At 61.6% G+C, this 18,043-nt stretch carries 17 protein-coding genes; 12 read left to right on the top strand and 5 right to left on the bottom strand.

All coding sequences use genetic code 11. The features are described 5' to 3' along the window. The first annotated feature begins 314 nt into the window (after positions 1-314). The 4 genes from WN982_RS36035 to WN982_RS36020 all read left to right on the top strand — a co-directional run bounded on the left by WN982_RS36035 (position 315) and on the right by WN982_RS36020 (position 2,660). Entirely contained in the window at positions 315-650 is a 336-nt protein-coding gene (locus WN982_RS36035; RefSeq protein WP_341316758.1) for a metalloregulator ArsR/SmtB family transcription factor, read from the top strand. Further along, on the top strand, positions 647-1,108 hold the full coding sequence (locus WN982_RS36030; RefSeq protein ID WP_341316757.1) for an SRPBCC domain-containing protein: 462 nt from the start codon (positions 647-649) through the stop codon (positions 1,106-1,108). Before WN982_RS36035 ends, WN982_RS36030 begins: the two co-directional genes overlap by 4 nt. 88 nt (positions 1,109-1,196) lie before the next feature. Continuing rightward, positions 1,197-1,826: a glutathione S-transferase family protein gene (locus tag WN982_RS36025; RefSeq protein WP_341316756.1), complete on the top strand. Its 630-nt coding sequence runs from the start codon at positions 1,197-1,199 to the stop codon at positions 1,824-1,826. Between the two features lie 51 nt (positions 1,827-1,877). Then, complete coding sequence (locus tag WN982_RS36020; RefSeq protein ID WP_341316755.1) at positions 1,878-2,660, top strand: thioredoxin family protein; 783 nt, start codon at positions 1,878-1,880, stop codon at positions 2,658-2,660. 70 nt (positions 2,661-2,730) lie between these two features. Here the strand turns inward: WN982_RS36020 and WN982_RS36015 are convergent, their stop codons facing one another. The 3 genes from WN982_RS36015 to WN982_RS36005 form a co-directional block, all read right to left on the bottom strand. After that, entirely contained in the window at positions 2,731-3,309 is a 579-nt protein-coding gene (locus WN982_RS36015) for an NnrU family protein (protein WP_341316754.1), read from the bottom strand. Positions 3,310-3,492: 183 nt separating this feature from the next. Beyond that, complete coding sequence (surE, locus tag WN982_RS36010; protein ID WP_341316753.1) at positions 3,493-4,272, bottom strand: 5'/3'-nucleotidase SurE; 780 nt, start codon at positions 4,270-4,272, stop codon at positions 3,493-3,495. A gap of 183 nt (positions 4,273-4,455) precedes the next feature. Further along, a complete protein-coding gene (locus tag WN982_RS36005) occupies positions 4,456-5,046 on the bottom strand; it encodes a methylated-DNA--[protein]-cysteine S-methyltransferase (protein WP_341316752.1) in 591 nt (196 codons plus the stop codon). Between the two features lie 272 nt (positions 5,047-5,318). On the opposite strand from WN982_RS36005, the gene WN982_RS36000 reads away from it, so the two are divergent. Both WN982_RS36000 and WN982_RS35995 read left to right on the top strand, forming a co-directional pair. Further along, complete coding sequence (locus WN982_RS36000) at positions 5,319-6,659, top strand: leucine-rich repeat-containing protein kinase family protein (protein WP_341319536.1); 1,341 nt, start codon at positions 5,319-5,321, stop codon at positions 6,657-6,659. Between the two features lie 107 nt (positions 6,660-6,766). Beyond that, entirely contained in the window at positions 6,767-7,729 is a 963-nt protein-coding gene (locus WN982_RS35995) for a substrate-binding domain-containing protein (RefSeq protein ID WP_341316751.1), read from the top strand. Between the two features lie 6 nt (positions 7,730-7,735). On the opposite strand, the gene WN982_RS35990 is transcribed toward WN982_RS35995, so the two are convergent. Next, complete coding sequence (locus tag WN982_RS35990) at positions 7,736-8,749, bottom strand: substrate-binding domain-containing protein (RefSeq protein ID WP_341316750.1); 1,014 nt, start codon at positions 8,747-8,749, stop codon at positions 7,736-7,738. 198 nt (positions 8,750-8,947) lie between these two features. On the opposite strand from WN982_RS35990, the gene WN982_RS35985 reads away from it, so the two are divergent. From WN982_RS35985 to ald, 4 genes are all read left to right on the top strand, one after another. Beyond that, the gene (locus WN982_RS35985) at positions 8,948-10,537 is read left to right on the top strand and encodes a glycoside hydrolase family 68 protein (protein WP_341316749.1); all 1,590 of its coding nucleotides are present in this window, start codon (positions 8,948-8,950) and stop codon (positions 10,535-10,537) included. Between the two features lie 159 nt (positions 10,538-10,696). Then, on the top strand, positions 10,697-10,948 hold the full coding sequence (locus WN982_RS35980; protein ID WP_341316748.1) for a GntR family transcriptional regulator: 252 nt from the start codon (positions 10,697-10,699) through the stop codon (positions 10,946-10,948). A gap of 95 nt (positions 10,949-11,043) precedes the next feature. Then, positions 11,044-12,672 (top strand): glycoside hydrolase family 32 protein, encoded by a 1,629-nt coding sequence (locus WN982_RS35975; RefSeq protein ID WP_341316747.1) that lies wholly within the window; start codon positions 11,044-11,046, stop codon positions 12,670-12,672. Positions 12,673-12,823: 151 nt separating this feature from the next. Then, a complete protein-coding gene (gene ald / locus WN982_RS35970; RefSeq protein ID WP_341316746.1) occupies positions 12,824-13,939 on the top strand; it encodes an alanine dehydrogenase in 1,116 nt (371 codons plus the stop codon). Positions 13,940-14,077: 138 nt separating this feature from the next. On the opposite strand, the gene WN982_RS35965 is transcribed toward ald, so the two are convergent. Further along, the gene (locus WN982_RS35965) at positions 14,078-14,350 is read right to left on the bottom strand and encodes a pentapeptide MXKDX repeat protein (RefSeq protein WP_341316745.1); all 273 of its coding nucleotides are present in this window, start codon (positions 14,348-14,350) and stop codon (positions 14,078-14,080) included. Positions 14,351-14,798: 448 nt separating this feature from the next. On the opposite strand from WN982_RS35965, the gene WN982_RS35960 reads away from it, so the two are divergent. Together WN982_RS35960 and WN982_RS35955 are read left to right on the top strand one after the other, a co-directional pair. Next, entirely contained in the window at positions 14,799-16,364 is a 1,566-nt protein-coding gene (locus tag WN982_RS35960; RefSeq protein ID WP_341316744.1) for a multicopper oxidase family protein, read from the top strand. A 10-nt stretch (positions 16,365-16,374) separates the two neighbouring features. Further along, the gene (locus tag WN982_RS35955; protein ID WP_341316743.1) at positions 16,375-18,030 is read left to right on the top strand and encodes a multicopper oxidase family protein; all 1,656 of its coding nucleotides are present in this window, start codon (positions 16,375-16,377) and stop codon (positions 18,028-18,030) included. The last annotated feature ends 13 nt before the right edge of the window (positions 18,031-18,043 follow it).

The following is an 18,043-nucleotide window of genomic DNA, read 5'->3' as shown; positions in this document are numbered from 1 at the left end:
TCGGTCAAGCGATCGCCACCACTCATCCTTTTTGCAAACGTAAGTTTGGCGACTCACCGCCGACATGGCGGTTTTTTGCATCATGCGGTCACTTCAAAACCAAGAAACTGTCGGCAGATCGATCTCAGCGTTGTGCGAGACGTTTCCGTTCACGCACCGCCGCTCCGGAGGCATCAGAACCTCACGTCACCGCCAGAACGGGGGGAGGGCCGCGACAACCTGCTCACCTGTCCATCCGGACGCTGGCGAAGCAGTGGCTTCACTTGATTCGCGAACGCCTTGACAGCGCGCGATCATCGTCTATAGTTCACCATATGGTGAAGTCTCCTGTCAATCAGCTCGATCGTACTTTTTCCGCCCTTGTGGACCCCACACGTAGGGCGATTCTCGCGCGTCTGGAGCAAGAGCCCGGCTTGTCGATCACGGAGATCGCTCGTCCGCTGCCGCTCAAACTCCCTGCGGTCATGAAGCACCTCGACGTGCTGAGCGACGCGGGTCTGGTGTCGCGCACCAAGCGTGGACGAACCGTTTCAGTGGAATTGATCGCAGGCCCAATGGAAGAAGCGATGGCCTGGCTGAAGCGCTACGAGCGGTTCTGGTCCGCCAGCCTCGATCGGCTCACCGACTTTGTGGAGGAGGACAAGGAATGATCAAGGAGCAACCGAGCTTGACCATTATCCGGCGCATCAAGGCGTCGCCGGCGAAGATCTACGCAGCGTGGACCCAGCCCGAACTGATGGCGCGGTGGTGGGGGCCTGACGATGGGCCGGTGCTCAGCGCCGAAGCCGACCCGCGCGTCGGCGGGCGCTTTCGCGTCGTGTTTCAGACGCTTGACGGCGAAACGCACGATTGCCGCGGGGAGTACAAGGAAGTGGAAGTGGACCGGAAGCTCGTCTTCACCTGGGAGTGGGTCACCATGCCCGAGCGCAGATCCCTCGTGACGATCAGGCTGCGTCCTGTCGTGGAAGGGACCGAATTCAATTTCACTCATGCCCGGTTCTTCGACGAGGTCGCGCGCGACAGCCACTACGTCGGCTGGAACGGCGCGTTCGACAGGCTCGAAGCGTTCCTTGCCGAAGTGAGCGGGACCGGTGACGCAACCGCATAAGAGCGCGTCCCGGCAATACCGCTCGCGGTCCAAACTTTCACGCCGCAAGACGTGATCTTCAAGTCAGATGCAACTCATGTCGAGGTCGATGATGAAGCTTTATTACGCTGAAACCCTCGCTCCCCGGAAAGCATGCGCTGTCGCCAAATATCTCGGCGTGCCGGTGGAGTATGCCTTTGTCGATCTGAAGAAGGGCGAACAAAACGCGCCCGCCTATCTGGCGATCAACCCCAACGGCAAGGTGCCATGCCTGGTGGATGGCGACAAGAGCATCTGGGAGGCCGACGCCATCATCTGCCATTTGGCGCAGCGCTCGGGTTCCAGTCTTTGGCCAGGGGACGCGCGCCAGACTGATGTCGTGCGTTGGCTCAGCTGGAATAGCCAGCATTTTTATCGATACGGTGGGTCGCTTTACTTCGAATACCTTATCAAACCGCAGATCGGACTCGGCGACCCCGACCCGTCAGCGGTAGCGGAGGCGCAGGGCATGTTTCGAAAGTTTGCCGGCGTGCTCAATCAGCACCTCCAGGGCCGCAAGTGGCTGGTCGGCGATGACCTCACGATCGCCGACTTTTCCGTCGCTGTGACCCTTCCCTACGCGAAACGGGCGGCGATGCCCGTGGAAGAATTCCCGGAGGTTCGGCGCTGGCACGATCAACTCAGCGAAATCGACGCATGGCGGGATCCGTTCCCGGCGAAACAGGCCGCGAACGCATGAGTTTCTGCGCGGCTGGTCCTAACCCGCGCTTACTTTGCAAAGGATTGGAACATGGAAACGCACAGTGTTGTGTCGCCTGATGAATGGATGAAGGCGCGGGTCGCATTCCTCGCCAAGGAAAAGGAACTGACGCATCGCAGGGACGCGCTGGCCGCCGAGCGGCGCGAACTGCCCTGGATGAAAATTGAAAAGGAGTACGTATTCGATGGACCCGATGGACAGGTTACGCTTTCGGACCTGTTCGACGGACGCAGCCAGCTCTTCGTCAAGCACTTCATGATGGGCCCCGGCGTCGAGCACCAGTGCGTCGGGTGTTCGCTTGAGGTGGACCACATCGATCCGCTGCTGCCGCACCTCGAGAACAATGACGTGAGCTATGTCGCCGTGGCGCGGGCGCCAATCGCTGAAATAGAGGCAGTGCGCGAGCGTATGGGATGGCGCTTCCGGTGGGTGTCTTCCTCGTGCAGTGACTTCAACTACGATTTCAATGTTTCCTTCACAGCCGAGCAGGTCGCTTCAGGCAGAGCGCTCTATAACTTTCAGCTGGCACCGGACTGGGCTGCGGGACTGCAGGATCTCTCCGGCGACAGCGTCTTCTTCAGGAATGCGGCCGGCGAGATATTCCTGACCTATTCGACATTCGGCCGCGGCGGCGAGCAGTTCCTTGGAATTTACGGGCTGCTGGACGTCATGCCGAAGGGCCGCAACGAGAACGGCCCGTTTCACTCGCTGGTCGATTGGGCCCGGCTGCACAACATGTATGGCCAGGGCGGAGTAGTCGAAAACAACGGCCGCTATCATGCCCCGGCATGCGCCTGCGGCGCCCATACATAGGCTGAGATCGTTGCGCTGACGATGACCCTGCCGGATCCGCCCTGAAGGAGCATGGGGAGCGTGGCGTTGCCTACCCCATCGGCCGCACGCCGAACAACCACCCGTGAAGCAGGAACGCAAACAACGCCCATACAACAAGTCCGGAGACGATAACGATGCCATCGCCTGCCACGTTTGCCGGCGGATACGTCGTCCCCGCTAGCAGGTCGCGTCGCCGCGCGGAGAGGAAATCGACGATCGCCCAGAGCAGGAACGCGCCGAACAGCACCACTGCCGACAGCGTGCCGGTTGCCAGCAAATGTGCGAAGGCCCACAGAAGCACACTCAGAACCATCGGATGACCGAGCAGCGTCTTGAAGTGGTTGTTCGGGACATGCGCAGCAGGGAACAGGATGAAGGCGACGGCGACCAACGGTATTGCAACGTGCCGCGCCCAGGTCGGCGGCGTCCACACTGACACGGGATGCGCGCGCGCCAATCCGTAGCCCCAGATGATCACCACGAGCCCGATGCCAGAAACGATTGAGTAGATTGCCTTCCAGCGTTTCTCGCCGATACGTGCGATCTGCGCGCTACGCCAGTCTTCGGCGAAGATGCGCACCGAATGCACGCCAAGAAAGATCAACAATCCCAGAATCAGTATCGCCATGTCACACTCCACCGTGGATCGAGTTCAATTCGGTTTGTCGTAAGCGGACGGCATATCGCCAACTTTCGCCGCCAGCCGTGAAAGCAGATCGCGATGCAATCACGCATCACAGGCAATCGTGCTTCGTAGCAAGCATAGGTGATTTTTTGGCGCGAACCCGGCCGAATGCATTCGACCCGACCATCACAACAGCGACGCAGCGAGCTTCGCGAAAGTGCGCTCATCCGTGCGATCGAAGGAAAGCGGCGTCACCGAGACGCGGCCCGAGGCCACCACAGCCGTTTCGCTATCGGGGTCGTTCGTGCGCGCGCCTCGTTGGAAACGCAACCAATGGTAGGCCATGCCACGCGGATCGACCTGCGGCAGCACCTCGATATCTTCGACGAGTCCGACGCCTTGCTTCGTCGGCGTGAGCGGGCCGGCAGCCGCCGCGTCGACATCGGGGAAATTGATGTTCAGGCAGGTCGGAACTTCATGTCCGATCGCGAGCAACTGACGGATCACATCCGGTGCGAGCGCACGTGCGGTGTCCCAGCGCACTTTGTCGCGATCGCTGAAAGTCTGGCTCAAGGCGAACGACGGCAGGCCCAGTAACAGGCCCGTCATTGCCGCACCCACCGTGCCGGAGAACATCGTCTCCACGCCGAGATTACCACCGCGATTGACACCGGAGAGAACGAGCGTCGGTGGCGCGTCGCGCATCAGATGACGCACGCCCATCACGACGCAATCGCCGGGCGTGCCCACGACGCCGAATCGCCGCTCGCCCTGGCGGCTGACCCGCAGCGGCGAATGCAGGCTGATCGAATGCGACGTGCCGCTCTGATCATGCTCGGGCGCGACCACCCAGACTTCGTGTGCGAGCTCGGCGGCGACGGCTTCGAGCACGGCGAGGCCGGGCGCGTCGATACCGTCGTCGTTCGTCAACAGTACCCGCGGCACTTTGGCTTCATAAGCAGACATTGCGGCAAGCTCCTCTCGATGGGTAAGGAAAGTTCCAGTATAAAAGCCGCCGCGCGCCGAGCGGCGACAGCACCGGCGCGGCGAACGCGGTGAACACACCGTTCAGGCCCATGCCGAGGCCGGCGAATGCGCCCATTGTCCACTATGCCTTACACATGCGTTCCTTAGCCACAAACGCGTCGCCTACCCGCCGCTGCCGAACAGCGAAGGCTGCGTCTCCGAGCGTAGCGATTGCCTTGCAGGTTGCGCCGGCGCCTCCTCGTTTTCAACGGCAGCATGCATTTCCAGCGAAGTCTGTCCGGATTCGAGCGACAGGAGAAATTGTTTGTTCGCCAATCCACCGGCGAAGCCCGTCAGATCTCCGGAAGCGCCGATCACGCGATGACAGGGCGCGACGATCGAGAGTGGATTCTTGCCGTTCGCCGCACCTACCGCCCGCACGGCTTTGACGTCGCCGATCTGTACCGCGATCTCCTTATAGCTGCGCGTTTCGCCGAACGGAATCGTCAACAACGCCTCCCAAACCTTCTTCTGGAAGCCGGTTCCTTCAAAATCGAGTGCCAGGTCGAACCGGCTTCGCGTGCCGGAGAAATATTCATTCAGCTGCCGCTCGGTTTCGACGAGGATCGGCCGATCATTCGCTTCGACCATCGCATGCAGACGCACCCGGTTCGGTTTGTCGTTCTCCCACAGAATCGCGGTCAACCGGTCGCCGTGTGCAACGAGCTTCAGCTTGCCGACGGGAGAGTCCATCACCTTGTACGCGTAGGTCATTTTGCTTAACTCCTGAGCTAATTGGCGGCGCAGATGGCGGGCCGCCAACGCGGGTTCGTGAACTCGCGATGAAATAGTGCCGATATTCGATAATTTAAACCACAGATTGTCTGAAGGCGCTTCGGATCTTGCTATTCAATTCCTCGCGTCCGTCTTCAGTGCGTGATCGGGTGGATGCGATACCCGTCAATCCATGGCTGTGCGTGCCGCAGATTAGAATCGATACCTTGGGCACGACGCTCACCGGCAACCCGGATATCTTCTCTACGATTGTGACGAACACACTTGAACAACTGCGGGCCGGACAACTGGCGGGGACCCGGCGACTTAAACTGGCTTGCGGACTGAGCGAATTTCCACGCGAGATTTTCGATCTGTCCGACACGCTGGAAATCCTCGACCTGTCCGGCAATGCGCTCTCGACGCTGCCCGCGGATTTGCCGCGGCTGAGCAAGCTGCGCATCATCTTCGCCTCTGACAACCAGTTCACCGAACTGCCGGAGGTTCTGGGGCAATGCCCGCAATTGAGCATGATCGGCTTCAAGGCAAATCGCATACGCGAGGTGTCGGGCAGATCGCTTCCCGCTCAACTGCGTTGGCTGATCCTGACCGACAACGAGATTGAAGCGCTGCCTGCCGAAATCGGCAACTGTACACAGCTACAGAAGCTGATGCTCGCCGGTAATCGCTTGCAGACGTTACCCGAGACGTTGGCCGCCTGCTCGCGGCTCGAACTCCTGCGTCTCGCGGCCAACCAGCTAAGCGGGCTGCCCGCGTGGTTGTTGCGTCTGCCGCGGCTTTCCTGGCTTGCGTATGCCGGCAACCCGTTTAGCGAAATGCTGGAGACCGCAGCGCTGACCGACACGCCGATCGCCGAGATTCGCTGGGACACATTGAAACTCGAGGATCAGTTGGGCGAGGGTGCTTCCGGCGTCATTTACCGCGCGGAGTTAATTCGGACTACTGGGAACGCGTGCCAACCCGTTGCAGTCAAGTTGTTCAAAGGCTCGGTGACCAGCGATGGTTTGCCAGACTGCGAGATGGCGGCTTGCATCCGTGCGGGCGATCATCCGAATCTGATTCCAGTGATGGGCAAAGTGAAGGACCATCCGACGGGCGCGCACGGGCTTGTGATGGAACTGATCGATCCGCAATTCAGAAACCTCGCCGGGCCGCCGAGCCTCGCATCGTGCACGCGCGACGTCTACGGTACGGACACCCGCTTCGATCTGACTTCTGCGTTGCGCATTGCACATGGCATCGCTTCGGCAGCGTGCCATTTGCATCAGCAAGGCGTCATGCATGGCGACCTGTACGCCCACAATATTCTGCATTGCGGGCGAGGCCGTGCATTGCTGGGCGATTTCGGCGCGGCGGCTTTCTATGCGCCTGATGACCACGCGCTTGGGCCTGCGCTTCAGCGGCTCGAAGTTCGGGCGTTTGGTTGTCTGCTCGAGGAACTGATCGATCGATGCGATCTGCGGGAGGAACAGCAGGGCATCGTGGCGAAGCTCGAGAAGCTGAAGGTGGATTGCATGAGCGAGGACGTGGGCAGCAGGCCGTTGTTCGATGAGATCGCCTCCGGTTTGTCGGCGCTGACGGGTTCGATCTGAATGCGGTAGCGCATGGCTCCTTCAGTCGAGTCAGTACAATAACAACGAGTTTTTATGTGAAGGCGCGGCGACTGTCCGTCAGCCAGGGCCAGGAGGGGAAAAAGCCAATGACACAGAGGATGCGCCGCCGCGTGCTCGTTGCCGGCGCGCTTGCAGCGGCCGGCCTGACAGGCGCGGGACGTGCCGATGCGATGCAGGGCGGCAAGCCGATGGTCGCACTCGTGTTGAAGTCTCTCGCTGACCCGTACGCGGTGGCCATGGCGAGCGCCGCGCAGAACTACCAGAAGCACTTCGCTTCGCAGTTCGATCTGACGGTTCGGGGAACGGCAGCGGAAACCGATACGTCCGCCCAGATCCGTATCGTCGATGAAATGATTGACGCCAGGATGAACGCGATCGTTATCGCACCGACTGATTCGAAAGCGCTGACGCCTGTCATCGCGAAGGGAATCAAAGCGGGCATCATCATGGTCACCATCGACAACTCACTCGATGAAGCCGCCCAGGATGCCGCGGGCATCTCCGTACCGTTCGTGGGTCCGAACAACCGGAAGGGCGCGATGGAGGTGGGTAACTATCTGGCGCGCAGACTTAAAGCGGGCGACGAAGTCGGGATCATCGAAGGCATTTCCGCCGACCGCAATGCGCAGCAACGCACGGCAGGCTGCAAAGATGCGATGAACGCGGCACGCATGAAGATCGTCGCTATCCGATCCGGTGACTGGGAATACGAAAAAGGCAAAGCGGCTGCGGCCAGGATGTTGAGCGACCATCCGCGGATCCGCGCGCTATTGTGCGGCAACGACAATATGGCGATGGGAGCGGTCGAGGCGGTGCGCGACGAAGGGCGAGCCGGCGGTGTGTACGTCACCGGCTACAACAATAGCGACGCTATCAAACCGCTGCTCGCCGACGGCCGGGTGCTCGCGACCATGAACCAGTTCGCCGACAGGCAGGCCGTGTTCGGCATTGACGTGGCGCTCAAGGCCATCGCCGAAGGGAAAAAGCAGAGCGAGTTGTCGCGCTTCATTGAAACGCCGTTGCAACTGGTCGCGAAAGAGAACCTTTGAGCGCTGTCAGCGGGGCGGGCCGTCTGTGTCGCCTGGCTCGATAGAGGGTTGCGCTAACCGGTGCTCGCAATGCGCCCTGTCGGCGATGGCGCCCACGATCAGCTCGGCGATGGTCTTGCCCGACGCATGCCCGGTAGGCTGCACGACGGAGGTCACCGTGTACGGGAACGCAACATCGGCCGGCACGCCGTCGTAGACAATCAACGAGATGTCCGTGCCGATCTTTTTGCCGCTGTCGGCGATGGCGCGAAACGCGCCCGTGCCCGCAATGTTGTTGTCGATCAGCACGGCTGACGGCGGATCGGCGCGGTTCAGCAATGCGCGTGTCGCTTCGTAGCCTCCCGTCCTGTCAAACGAGCACTCGACTATCAGCGATGCCTCCGGCTCGATATTCGCCGCGCGCAATGCGCTCAGAAACCCCGCGCGCCGTTGCGCCGCAAAGCTGATCGTCTGCGGCGCGCTCACCATGGCGATTCTGCGGTGCCCGAAATCAATCAGGCGTTGAGCCGCCGCACGGGCGCCCGCTTCATTGTCGAAGTCGAACCATCCGTACGGCACGGGGCTGTTGGTGCGGCCGTACGCGATAAACGGGAAATTCTGCTCCTGAAGAAAGCGGATACGTGGATCGTCCATCAGTGTACGCGCCACGATCAGGCCGTCCACCAGCTTGCCATCGACAAGGCGCTGGTACGTCTCGAGCTCCGCATTCGGTCGCGCCGAGACGATGAAGAGGTCGAGCCCCTTCGCTCCAAGACCTTCCGTCATGCCCGCGACGACTTCGCCAAACCGGGGGTCGCCCAGATCGCCCGCCCCGAACGGATAGATGATGCCGACGGCCTCCGCACGGCCGGTCGCGAGGCGGCGCGCCGTCGGGTCCGCGTGGTAGCCCAGCTCTTCGGCGGCTTTTCTGACCCGTTCGCGGGTCGCTTCGCTGACATCGTCGTAACCGTTTAGCGCCCGGCTAACGGTCGTTCGCGAAAGACCGAGCGAGCTGGATAGCGTTTTTAAATTCACTTTCACCGTTGCACCCTCGTGAATCCCCCGTTTCCGGCTGCCAGCAAGGCTTGGCACACCGTTTCATGACAAAACACACCGCATGGTACAGCATCGCGCAAACGTTTGACTTCCAAACCGGTTTGGCTTAGCATCCAAACCGGTTTTGTTGTGAATATTGCGAAATATTACACGTTCTCTCCCACTCATTAGGACGCGGCCAAAATGACATCTCGACGACTCTCACCTGCGGCGTCAGCCCGCACCCGCTTGCGCGCCGGCCTGGTTTCCGGTTCCCTGCTTGCCGTCACGGCGGTGCCCGCACTGGCTCAAACGGCTACTGGGTTCCCGGCGCCGACCCCGCACTCGCAGCAGGCTTACGACCCCGAAAGCAGTTTCACGATGCGCTGGACGCGTGCAGACGTCCGCCAGATCAAGGCGCAATCGCACACCGCGACGGCTGCGGACAAGAATTCGCTGCCGGCATCGCTGACCATGCCGGACATTCCGTCGGACTTCCCGCTGATCAACTCGAACGTCTGGGTGTGGGATACGTGGCCGCTTTCCGACGTCAAGGCGAATAACCTGAGCTTCAAGGGCTGGGAAGTCATCTTCTCGCTGACGGCCGATCCGCACGCGGGCTACTCGTTCGACGACCGTCACGTGCATGCTCGCATCGGCTTCTTCTACCGGCGGGCAGGGATTCCGGCCGCGCTGCGTCCGGCGAACGGTGGCTGGACCTACGGTGGGCACCTGTTCCCGGACGGCGCGAGCGTGAAAGTCTTCGGCACCGCGCCGATGACGCAGAACGCTGAATGGTCGGGCTCCGCGCGGATGCTGAACGGCAACAATGTCAGCCTCTACTACACCGCGCTGTCGTTCAACCGCACGGCTGAGGGCGGCCAGGACATCACGCCGCCGATCGCGATCATCACACGCACGGACGGGCATATTCACGCCGACGACAAGCATGTGTGGTTCGACGGATTCGACCAGCACGATGCGCTGCTCCAACCGGACGGCAAGCTGTACCAGTCGCGCGATCAGAACGTGTACTACTCGTTCCGCGATCCGTTCGTGTTCGTCGACCCGGCGAATCCGGGCAAGACGTTCATGGTGTTCGAAGGCAACACGGCTGGCCCGCGTGGCGCCCGCACCTGTACCGATGCCGACCTGGGTTATGCGGCCAACGATCCGTACAAGGAAGACCTCAATGCGGTGATGGATTCCGGCGCGACCTATCAGAAGGCGAACGTCGGTCTTGCGGTGGCCACGAACAAGCAGCTCACGCAGTGGAAGTTCCTGCCGCCGCTGCTGTCAGCCAACTGCGTCAACGATCAGACCGAGCGGCCGCAGATCTACATCAAGGACGGCAAGTACTACCTGTTCACGATCAGTCACCGGCCGACCTATGCGGCCGGCGTCACCGGTCCTGACGGCGTGTACGGTTTCGTCGGCAACGGCATTCGCAGCGACTTCCTGCCGCTGAACAAGGGCAGCGGCCTGGTGCTCGGCAATCCGACCGATCTCGATCAGCCGATCGGTGCGCCTTACGCACTGGACCCGAATCAGAATCCGCGGGCATTCCAGTCGTACTCGCATTATGTGATGCCGGGCGGCCTCGTCGAATCGTTCATCGACGCGGTGGGTCCGCGCCGTGGCGGCACCTTGTCGCCGACCGTGAAGCTCAATATTCACGGCGATTCGACCGAGCTCGACCGCAGCTACGGCAAGGGCGGTCTGGGCGGCTACGGCGACATCCCGGCTAACGCCGACGCCAGCCCGGGCAACTCAGGCGGGAACAGCGCTCAATAGGATCCCGTGTAGTCAAGCAGTCTGACGAAGGCCGGGCGGGTGGCAAGTCTGTTCGTTGCCCGCTCCGGCCGGTCGCCCGTTCGCCCATGGCACGGCACTGGACGAGCGCCCGATCGTGGCCGTGCCCGAACGGCAAACGCCAGTAACGAGAACGCAGCGATGAAAGCCTGGATTCCAGATTTGTCTTTGTACAACGGTCCCGCGTATCGCGCGGTGGTGGAGGCGATTGAAGCCGCAGTGGGATCCGGCCACCTCAAGCCCGGCGATACCCTGCCTCCGCAACGGATGCTGGCGGACTTCCTCGGCTTGCACGTGAATACCGTCAATCGCGCCATGCGTGAGACTTCGCGCCGTGGCTTGACTGTGGGCAGCAGACGCAGGGGTACGGTCATTCTCAGGCTCTCCGCCTGATCGTTCGTCGACCCGATGAGTATTCATTGACTGCGCTCGCGAGGCGTGGCGGTATTCCCGTTCACGCGCGAGCGCAGGTAGGAAAAAGGCAATCCATGTACGACCCGCAACGTCCCTTCATTTCCAAACCGCGCATCTTGACGGCGTGGCTGTTTGCACTGCTGAGCGTTTCTGCCACAGCGAACGCGGCGCCATCCGCACCGCTGGGCGTAGACGATGCAGGCACCTCGCAATGGCGATCGGCGCTGCACTACACGCCGCAACGCAACTGGATGAACGACCCCAATGGACTCGTCTTCTACAAGGGTCTCTATCACCTGTTCTATCAATACAATCCGGATGGAAATTCATGGGGCAACATGTCGTGGGGACATGCCACCAGCCGCGATCTTCTTCACTGGAGCGAGCAGCCGGTCGCCATGCATGTCAATGAAACCGAGGAGATCTTCTCCGGTTCCATCGTCGTGGATGCACACAACACGTCCGGATTGGGCCCGGCGAATTCGTCGCCGCTGATCGCGCTCTACACCAGCGTATATAAGGCCGGTTCCGGACATCAACCAGGCACTCAGGCGCAATCGCTCGCCTACAGCACGGACGACGGCCAGACGTGGCGCAAATACGCGCACAATCCGGTGCTGACGCTCAACCCGGAATCGCAAAACTTTCGCGATCCTAAGGTATCGTGGTATGCGCCGGGTGGGTACTGGCTGATGACCACGGTTGTAGCCGATGCTCACGTGGTCAAGATGTACCGCTCGAACAATCTCATCGACTGGGACTTCCTTAGCGACTTCAGTCTTCCCGGCGTTCCTCATCAAGGGACACTTTGGGAGATGCCCGATCTGTTCCCGTTGCCTCTCGATGGAGACAGTCACAAGCAGAAGTGGGTGATGATCGTCAACGTCAATCCGTGGTCGATTGCGGGCGGGTCCGGCGCGATGTATTTCGTCGGCAACTTCGACGGCAGGACGTTCACGCCGGAGAATGTGGCGCCGGCAGGTTCGGATCCCGCGCGATACCAGTGGCTCGATCACGGCGCCGATTACTATGCGGCCGGAACGTTCGCCAATGCGCCCGGCGGCAAGGCTGTCACGATCGGCTGGATGAGCAACTGGGACTACGCCGAACGCATACCGACCACGCCCTGGAAGGGCGCAACGGCGCTTCCGCGCGTGCTCGCGCTGAAGACCGTCGACGGCATGCCGCGGTTGACATTCGAACCGGTGGAGCAATACGCGTCGCTTGTCAGCAAAGGGTCGGCCACGCGCATAAGAGAACTCAGTGTGTCCTCGCGTGTGGAGGAACTCGCCCCGCTGACCCAAGGCACTGTGCAGAACATCGACGTGACGATCAGCCCGCATTCGGCCCAGCGTGCCGGACTCATCGTGCGAGGTTCGGCGAATGGCGATGTCGGCACGCGGGTCTTCTACGACACTGCCAGCCAGACCTTGACACTCGACCGTTCGAAGTCAGGCGAAACCGGCTTCTCGAATGCCTTCAGCAAGCAGCACGTCGTCAACCTGCCGCTCGTGAACGGGCAGTTGCATCTCACCCTGGTGGTCGACAGGAATTCCGTGGAAGTATTCGCCGACCACGGCCGTACCGTCATCACGGATCTCGTCTTTCCGGCCGCTAACGATAACCGGGTTTCGGTTTTCGCCGAGGGCGGCAAGGCGACATTCAGCGATATGGCGATTACCAATCTCGTTCCGGCCAATTAGCAGAGTATGCTGGTGAAAAACGACTTCTCGTGGGCGGCCAACTACCGCTCGCGGAGACTTGCGCAGTGAAGCCGGCGCTGTGCGTCGAAGAGCGAAGCAAAGCATGAAGCCGGCCGCGGTGCGATAACAACAAACTATATGGAGGTGACAAATGTTGATCGGCGTACCGAAGGAAATCAAGAACCACGAATATCGCGTGGGTTTGACGCCGGCGAGCGTGCGCGAATTGACCAGCCGTGGTCATCAGGTGATGGTGCAGTGCGGAGCGGGCGCCGAGATCGGTTTATCCGACGAGGCCTACGCGGCGGCCGGAGCAACGTTGTGTAGTACTGCGGCGGAAATCTTTGCGCAGGCCGGCATGATCGTCAAGGTCAAGGAGCCGCAGCCTGCCGAGTGCGCGATGTTGCGCGCGGGACAGATCCTCTACACGTACCTGCATCTCGCGCCCGATCCTGTGCAGACCGCCGCATTGGTGAAGTCCGGCGCGGTCTGCATCGCCTACGAGACGATCACCGGTCCGGGCGGCGGGCTGCCGCTGCTCGCGCCCATGAGCGAAGTGGCGGGCCGCATGTCGATCCAGGCCGGAGCGGCGCACCTGGAAAAATCGAAGGGCGGCATCGGCTTGTTGCTCGGCGGCGTGCCGGGCGTTGCGCCGGCGCATGTGGTGATCATCGGCGCGGGCGTCGTCGGAACCAATGCCCTGCAGATCGCGGTGGGAATGGGCGCGAAGGTCACGTGCCTCGACACCAACGTGGATCGCCTGCGTCAACTGGATCTGGTTTTCGGCAACCGCATCACGACCCTCTACTCCAATAGCCAGAGCATCGAAGAGTCCGTGCTCGACGCCGACCTCGTGATCGGCGGCGTGCTGATACCGGGGGCGGCGGCGCCCAAGCTCGTCACGCGGAACATGATTGCGGGGATGAAGGCGGGCACGGTTGTTGTCGACGTGGCGATCGATCAGGGCGGCTGCTTCGAAACTTCGCATCCGACAACGCATGCCAAGCCGACCTATCTGGTCGACGGCGTCGTCCACTATTGCGTGGCGAACATGCCTGGCGCAGTGCCCAGAACCTCTACTTTCGCGCTGAACAATGCCACGATTCGTCACGCGATCTCGCTTGCGGACAAGGGCTGGAAACGCGCGCTCAAGGATGATGCGCATCTGAAAGCCGGTTTGAACGTGTGCGAAGGGCAGGTGACCTACGAAGCGGTCGCAAGGGATCTGAACTACGTGTACGTCGCTCCCGATAGCCTGCTAGGCTGAGGCCGGCAGCGATGCCGTGGACACGCGACGCGTGTCCACGGCACGATGATGAGTTGGGGTTGTCCGTTTGACCCGCGGCTCGTCAGCCTTAGCAACTGCGTCTGCCTGGCGTACGCGACATGATCGATGCGCGCATCCTTACTGCTTCACCTCGTCGTTCCTGGTTTCGTCTTTAGCCATGCTGTCATGGCTCATCGCGTCTTCCTTCATCGCGTCTTCCTTCATCGCCTCTTCTTTCATCCCGTCTTTGGCCATGCTGTCGGCGCTCGCCGCATCGTGCTCCGTTGCCGTGGTCTCCTGACTCATTGCGTCTTTTGACATCGAATCATTGGACGCACTATCGGCAGCGAAGGCGCCCGCGGTGGCGAGCGTTACGCAACTCGCGAGAATGGTGACAATCAGCTTGTTCATGATGTGATCCTTCAGCAATTCAATGGGGAGGCCGGAAATGTCAGGAGCGGCGGGGCGACGGTGCGGACCTCATCGTGTCCTCAATCCGTTGTAACCCTGGCGCTTTCCAGTGTCCGACGGCCGGGCACTGTTTCCACATTTTTGCCTCGATGGACATGAAGGGAAGTGGGGATTCCCGCCGAACGGCATGGGTAAAAACCCGCCATGCAGGCAATGTGGAACGCTGCACTGCACCAGGCGTTCGATCGCTGTCTCCGGCAAAACCAATCTGGGTACCGCCGCTGGGTTTGCCCTACCGCAAGTGTAGGGGGGTGACCCATCCCTGACTACGTCGCTCTTATTCAGAATCCAGATACGGGCTGATGTAGAGACGTAACCAGCCCGCGATCGCAGTAGAGCATGACGTTCAGCGCGTATCGCGCTGGCTGACCCCTGGGTTGGAGGTCATATGTTCAGTACCCGCACATTCCTCGGCAGTGTTGCAGCACTGCTGCTACTGTTGTTCGCCATTCCTTCATTCGCGCAATCGTTCCGGGTTCAATGCCCGCCGACCACGCCGGCGCACCCGACGGCGCTGCCGCCCGGCGCAGGGGAGCCCGCCTACACCGGGCCGTCCTACACCGGACAGACTTCCGTGTCGACCGGCGTCATCAATGGTGCGATCAAGTGCCAGCAGATCTCGGGTGGCGACGGCTACGCGACGATGGCTAACGGCGTGCAGACCTACCTGTTCGCTTTCGGTCCGTTGTCCGGGCTCGCCGACATCCAGGCAGGGCTTCCCGGCACACAGTTCGCCTCGGTGTTCAACACCGTCGGCGACCCGAGAACGGACCCGACCTACAACGGCGCGGTCGGCCTCGTCCCCGATCCGGAATCCGTGCCTCCAGGTCAGTTGACCGGTCACGTCGATCCACGGCCGATCATGGATATCGGCGTGATGAACGGCAATGAGCCGGCGCCGATGATGGCGATCGACGAGGACGACGAGTTTTTCCTCACGCTGACGAACGTCGGGATGATCATGCGCCCCGACCTGTTCGAGAAGCACACGGTGCACTTCCACGGCTACCCGAACGCATCGTCGTTCTATGACGGCGTGCCGGACGCGTCGGTGGCGATCAACATCGGCGCGAGCTTCACGTACTACTACCTCGCGCCGGATGCGGGCACCTACTTCTGGCACTGCCACATCACGCCGCCGGAGCACCTGCAGATGGGCATGGTCGGCCAGATCTACGTGCGGCCGCGCCAGAACCGCGTGCCCGGCGGCGCGTCGCTATACGACTCGCTGGTCGCGCAGCAACAGGATCTGCGCACGGCGTGCGGCAACGACATTCTGTGTACGGCGCCGCTGCCGCCGCACAACAGCGTGCTCCACGCGAACAACATGAGCGGCACACCGACGCTCTATGCATACAACGACGGCGACGGCTCGACCGCCTACGACGTCGAGTACCCGGTTCAGATACACGGCTTCGATCCGAACTTTCACTTCATAGGCATGACGTTCAATCCGGAGCCGTTCACCGACATGAGGGACAAGCTCTTCATGTTGAACGGACGCAGCTATCCGGACACTGTGAATCCGAACCCACTGTCGACACCGGCGTCGGACAGCGTGCCACGCTTTTCGCAACCGCTGCCGACGCTGATCAACATTCCGGCCGGCGGCAGGGCGCTGCTGCGCATCTCGGACCTCGATGTCACCGAGTACCAGACGCTGGCGTCGCTTGGCATTCCGATGCACGTGGTCGGTATCAACGCCCGCTTGCTGCGCGACCTGTCCGGCAACGACCTGACCTACAACACGAACTCGATCACGTTGGCCGGCGGCGAATCGATCGACGTGATCCTCGACGCCAGCGACACGACGAAGTATCAGCCGGGCGCGATCTATTACCTGTACACGCCGAATCTGGATCACCTGGCGAATGACCAGGAGAATTTTGGCGGCTTGATGACCGAGGTCCATATCTGCCATGCGGTGGATCCGACCACGAAGTCCTGCACCTAGGAGAAGAGCCGTGGCCCACATTACTCACCACACATGGCGCGCGGCGCTCGCGCAGCTTGGACGGCTTGCGCGATTCGGCGCCGCGACGCTCGCCGCGCTCGTCTGCATGCACGCGCAAGCGGCGGCGCCGGGCATCACAGGGACGCACTTCGATCTGAGCGCCGAGGCAAGCCGCATCACCCAACCCGACGGTGCGAGCATTTACTCTTGGGGCTATGGATGCCGCCTCGCGCCGGCCGGCTTTTCGCCGTCCACGATCGCGGGCGCGACCTGTCCGAGCATGCAGATTCCCGGTCCGACACTGATCGTCAAACAGGGCGACGTCATCACTGTGACGCTCACCAATAACCTGCCGGCCGCGGCGGGCAACACGTCGATCCTGTTTCCCGGATTCCAGGTCTGCGCCGCGGCACTGAACCCCGATGGAAGCTGTCCGACGACCGGGCTCACCGGCGTGCCTGGCGTGCTGACGCGCGAAGCCGCCCACGGCAGCACGGTCACGTATAGCTTCGTCGCGGCGACGCCCGGCACGCATGCGTACTACAGCGGCACGCAGGGCGATCTGCAGGTCGAAATGGGCCTGTACGGCGCGATCATCGTTTTGCCGACCTCGGCGCCCGGCGCGGTGGCCGTGCCGACAGGCTGCCGCGCGGTCGCAGCGACGCTGCCGGATGGTCAGCCGGACTTCCGCAACGCCGCCGCGGCCTACAACCACAGCGCGGCCTGTTACGACCGCGAGTATCTGTTCCAGTTCTCCGAAATGGATCCGAGCATTCATACGCAGGCGGAACAGCAGGCTGCGAACGCTTGCACGCAGCCAACCGGCTGCATGGATGTCGCGACGGAGCCGTATCACCCAGCCTATTTCATGGTCAACGGCCGCTCGATGCCTGATGACATGGATCCGAACTACGCGGTGCAGTATCCGCACCAGCCCTACAACGGCAATCCGCATATGCATCCGGGTGAACTGGTGCTGTTGCGCATCGTCGGTACCGGCCGCTGGCAGCATCCGTTCCACGAGCACGGCAATCACGTGCGGGTGCTGGCGCGGGATGGAAACATGTTGCTGAGCAAGACGGACGCGACCAAGGTGGCCGGCCCCTTGCTGTTCACGACGACCACGACGCCGGGCCTCGCGATGGACGGGATTTTCTACTGGACGGGCAAGGGTCTGAACTGGGACGTCTACGCGCATAAGCCAGGGAGCCTGTACACCGAGACCGATCCGAAATTTGCTGCTTACTTCGGCAAGCCGGTCGTCTGCATCCCGGACGCGAACGGCTACTACACGGCAGACCCGCACGCGCCGAACTACTACGAGTGGTGCGCCGATCACAACAAGGCGCTCGAAGCGCATCCGTTCGGCAACGTCGGCAGTGGCGGGCCGGTCACGCTGCCTGACTCGCATGTCCTGACGAACGGCTTCTGGTATGGCGGCAGTCCTTACCTCGGACCGGACGCGACGATACGCGCCACGGCGCCCACGGGAACGACGCCGCCGAGCGGGACGGTCGTGAATCCGCCGTCAAGCGAAGCAGGCTTTGCTTTCATGTGGCACTCGCATAACGAGCGCGAGATCACCACGAACAACATCTTCCCTGGCGGAATGATGATGATGATGCTCGTCGATCCACAGGTTTTCCTGATTGACGAATCCAATTAGAGGCGGGGAGAAG

This window comes from Paraburkholderia sp. IMGN_8 (assembly GCF_038050405.1).
Taxonomy (GTDB): domain Bacteria; phylum Pseudomonadota; class Gammaproteobacteria; order Burkholderiales; family Burkholderiaceae; genus Paraburkholderia.
The sequence above is the reverse complement of the archived record's forward strand: the minus strand, read 5'-3'. Positions and strand labels throughout refer to the sequence as shown.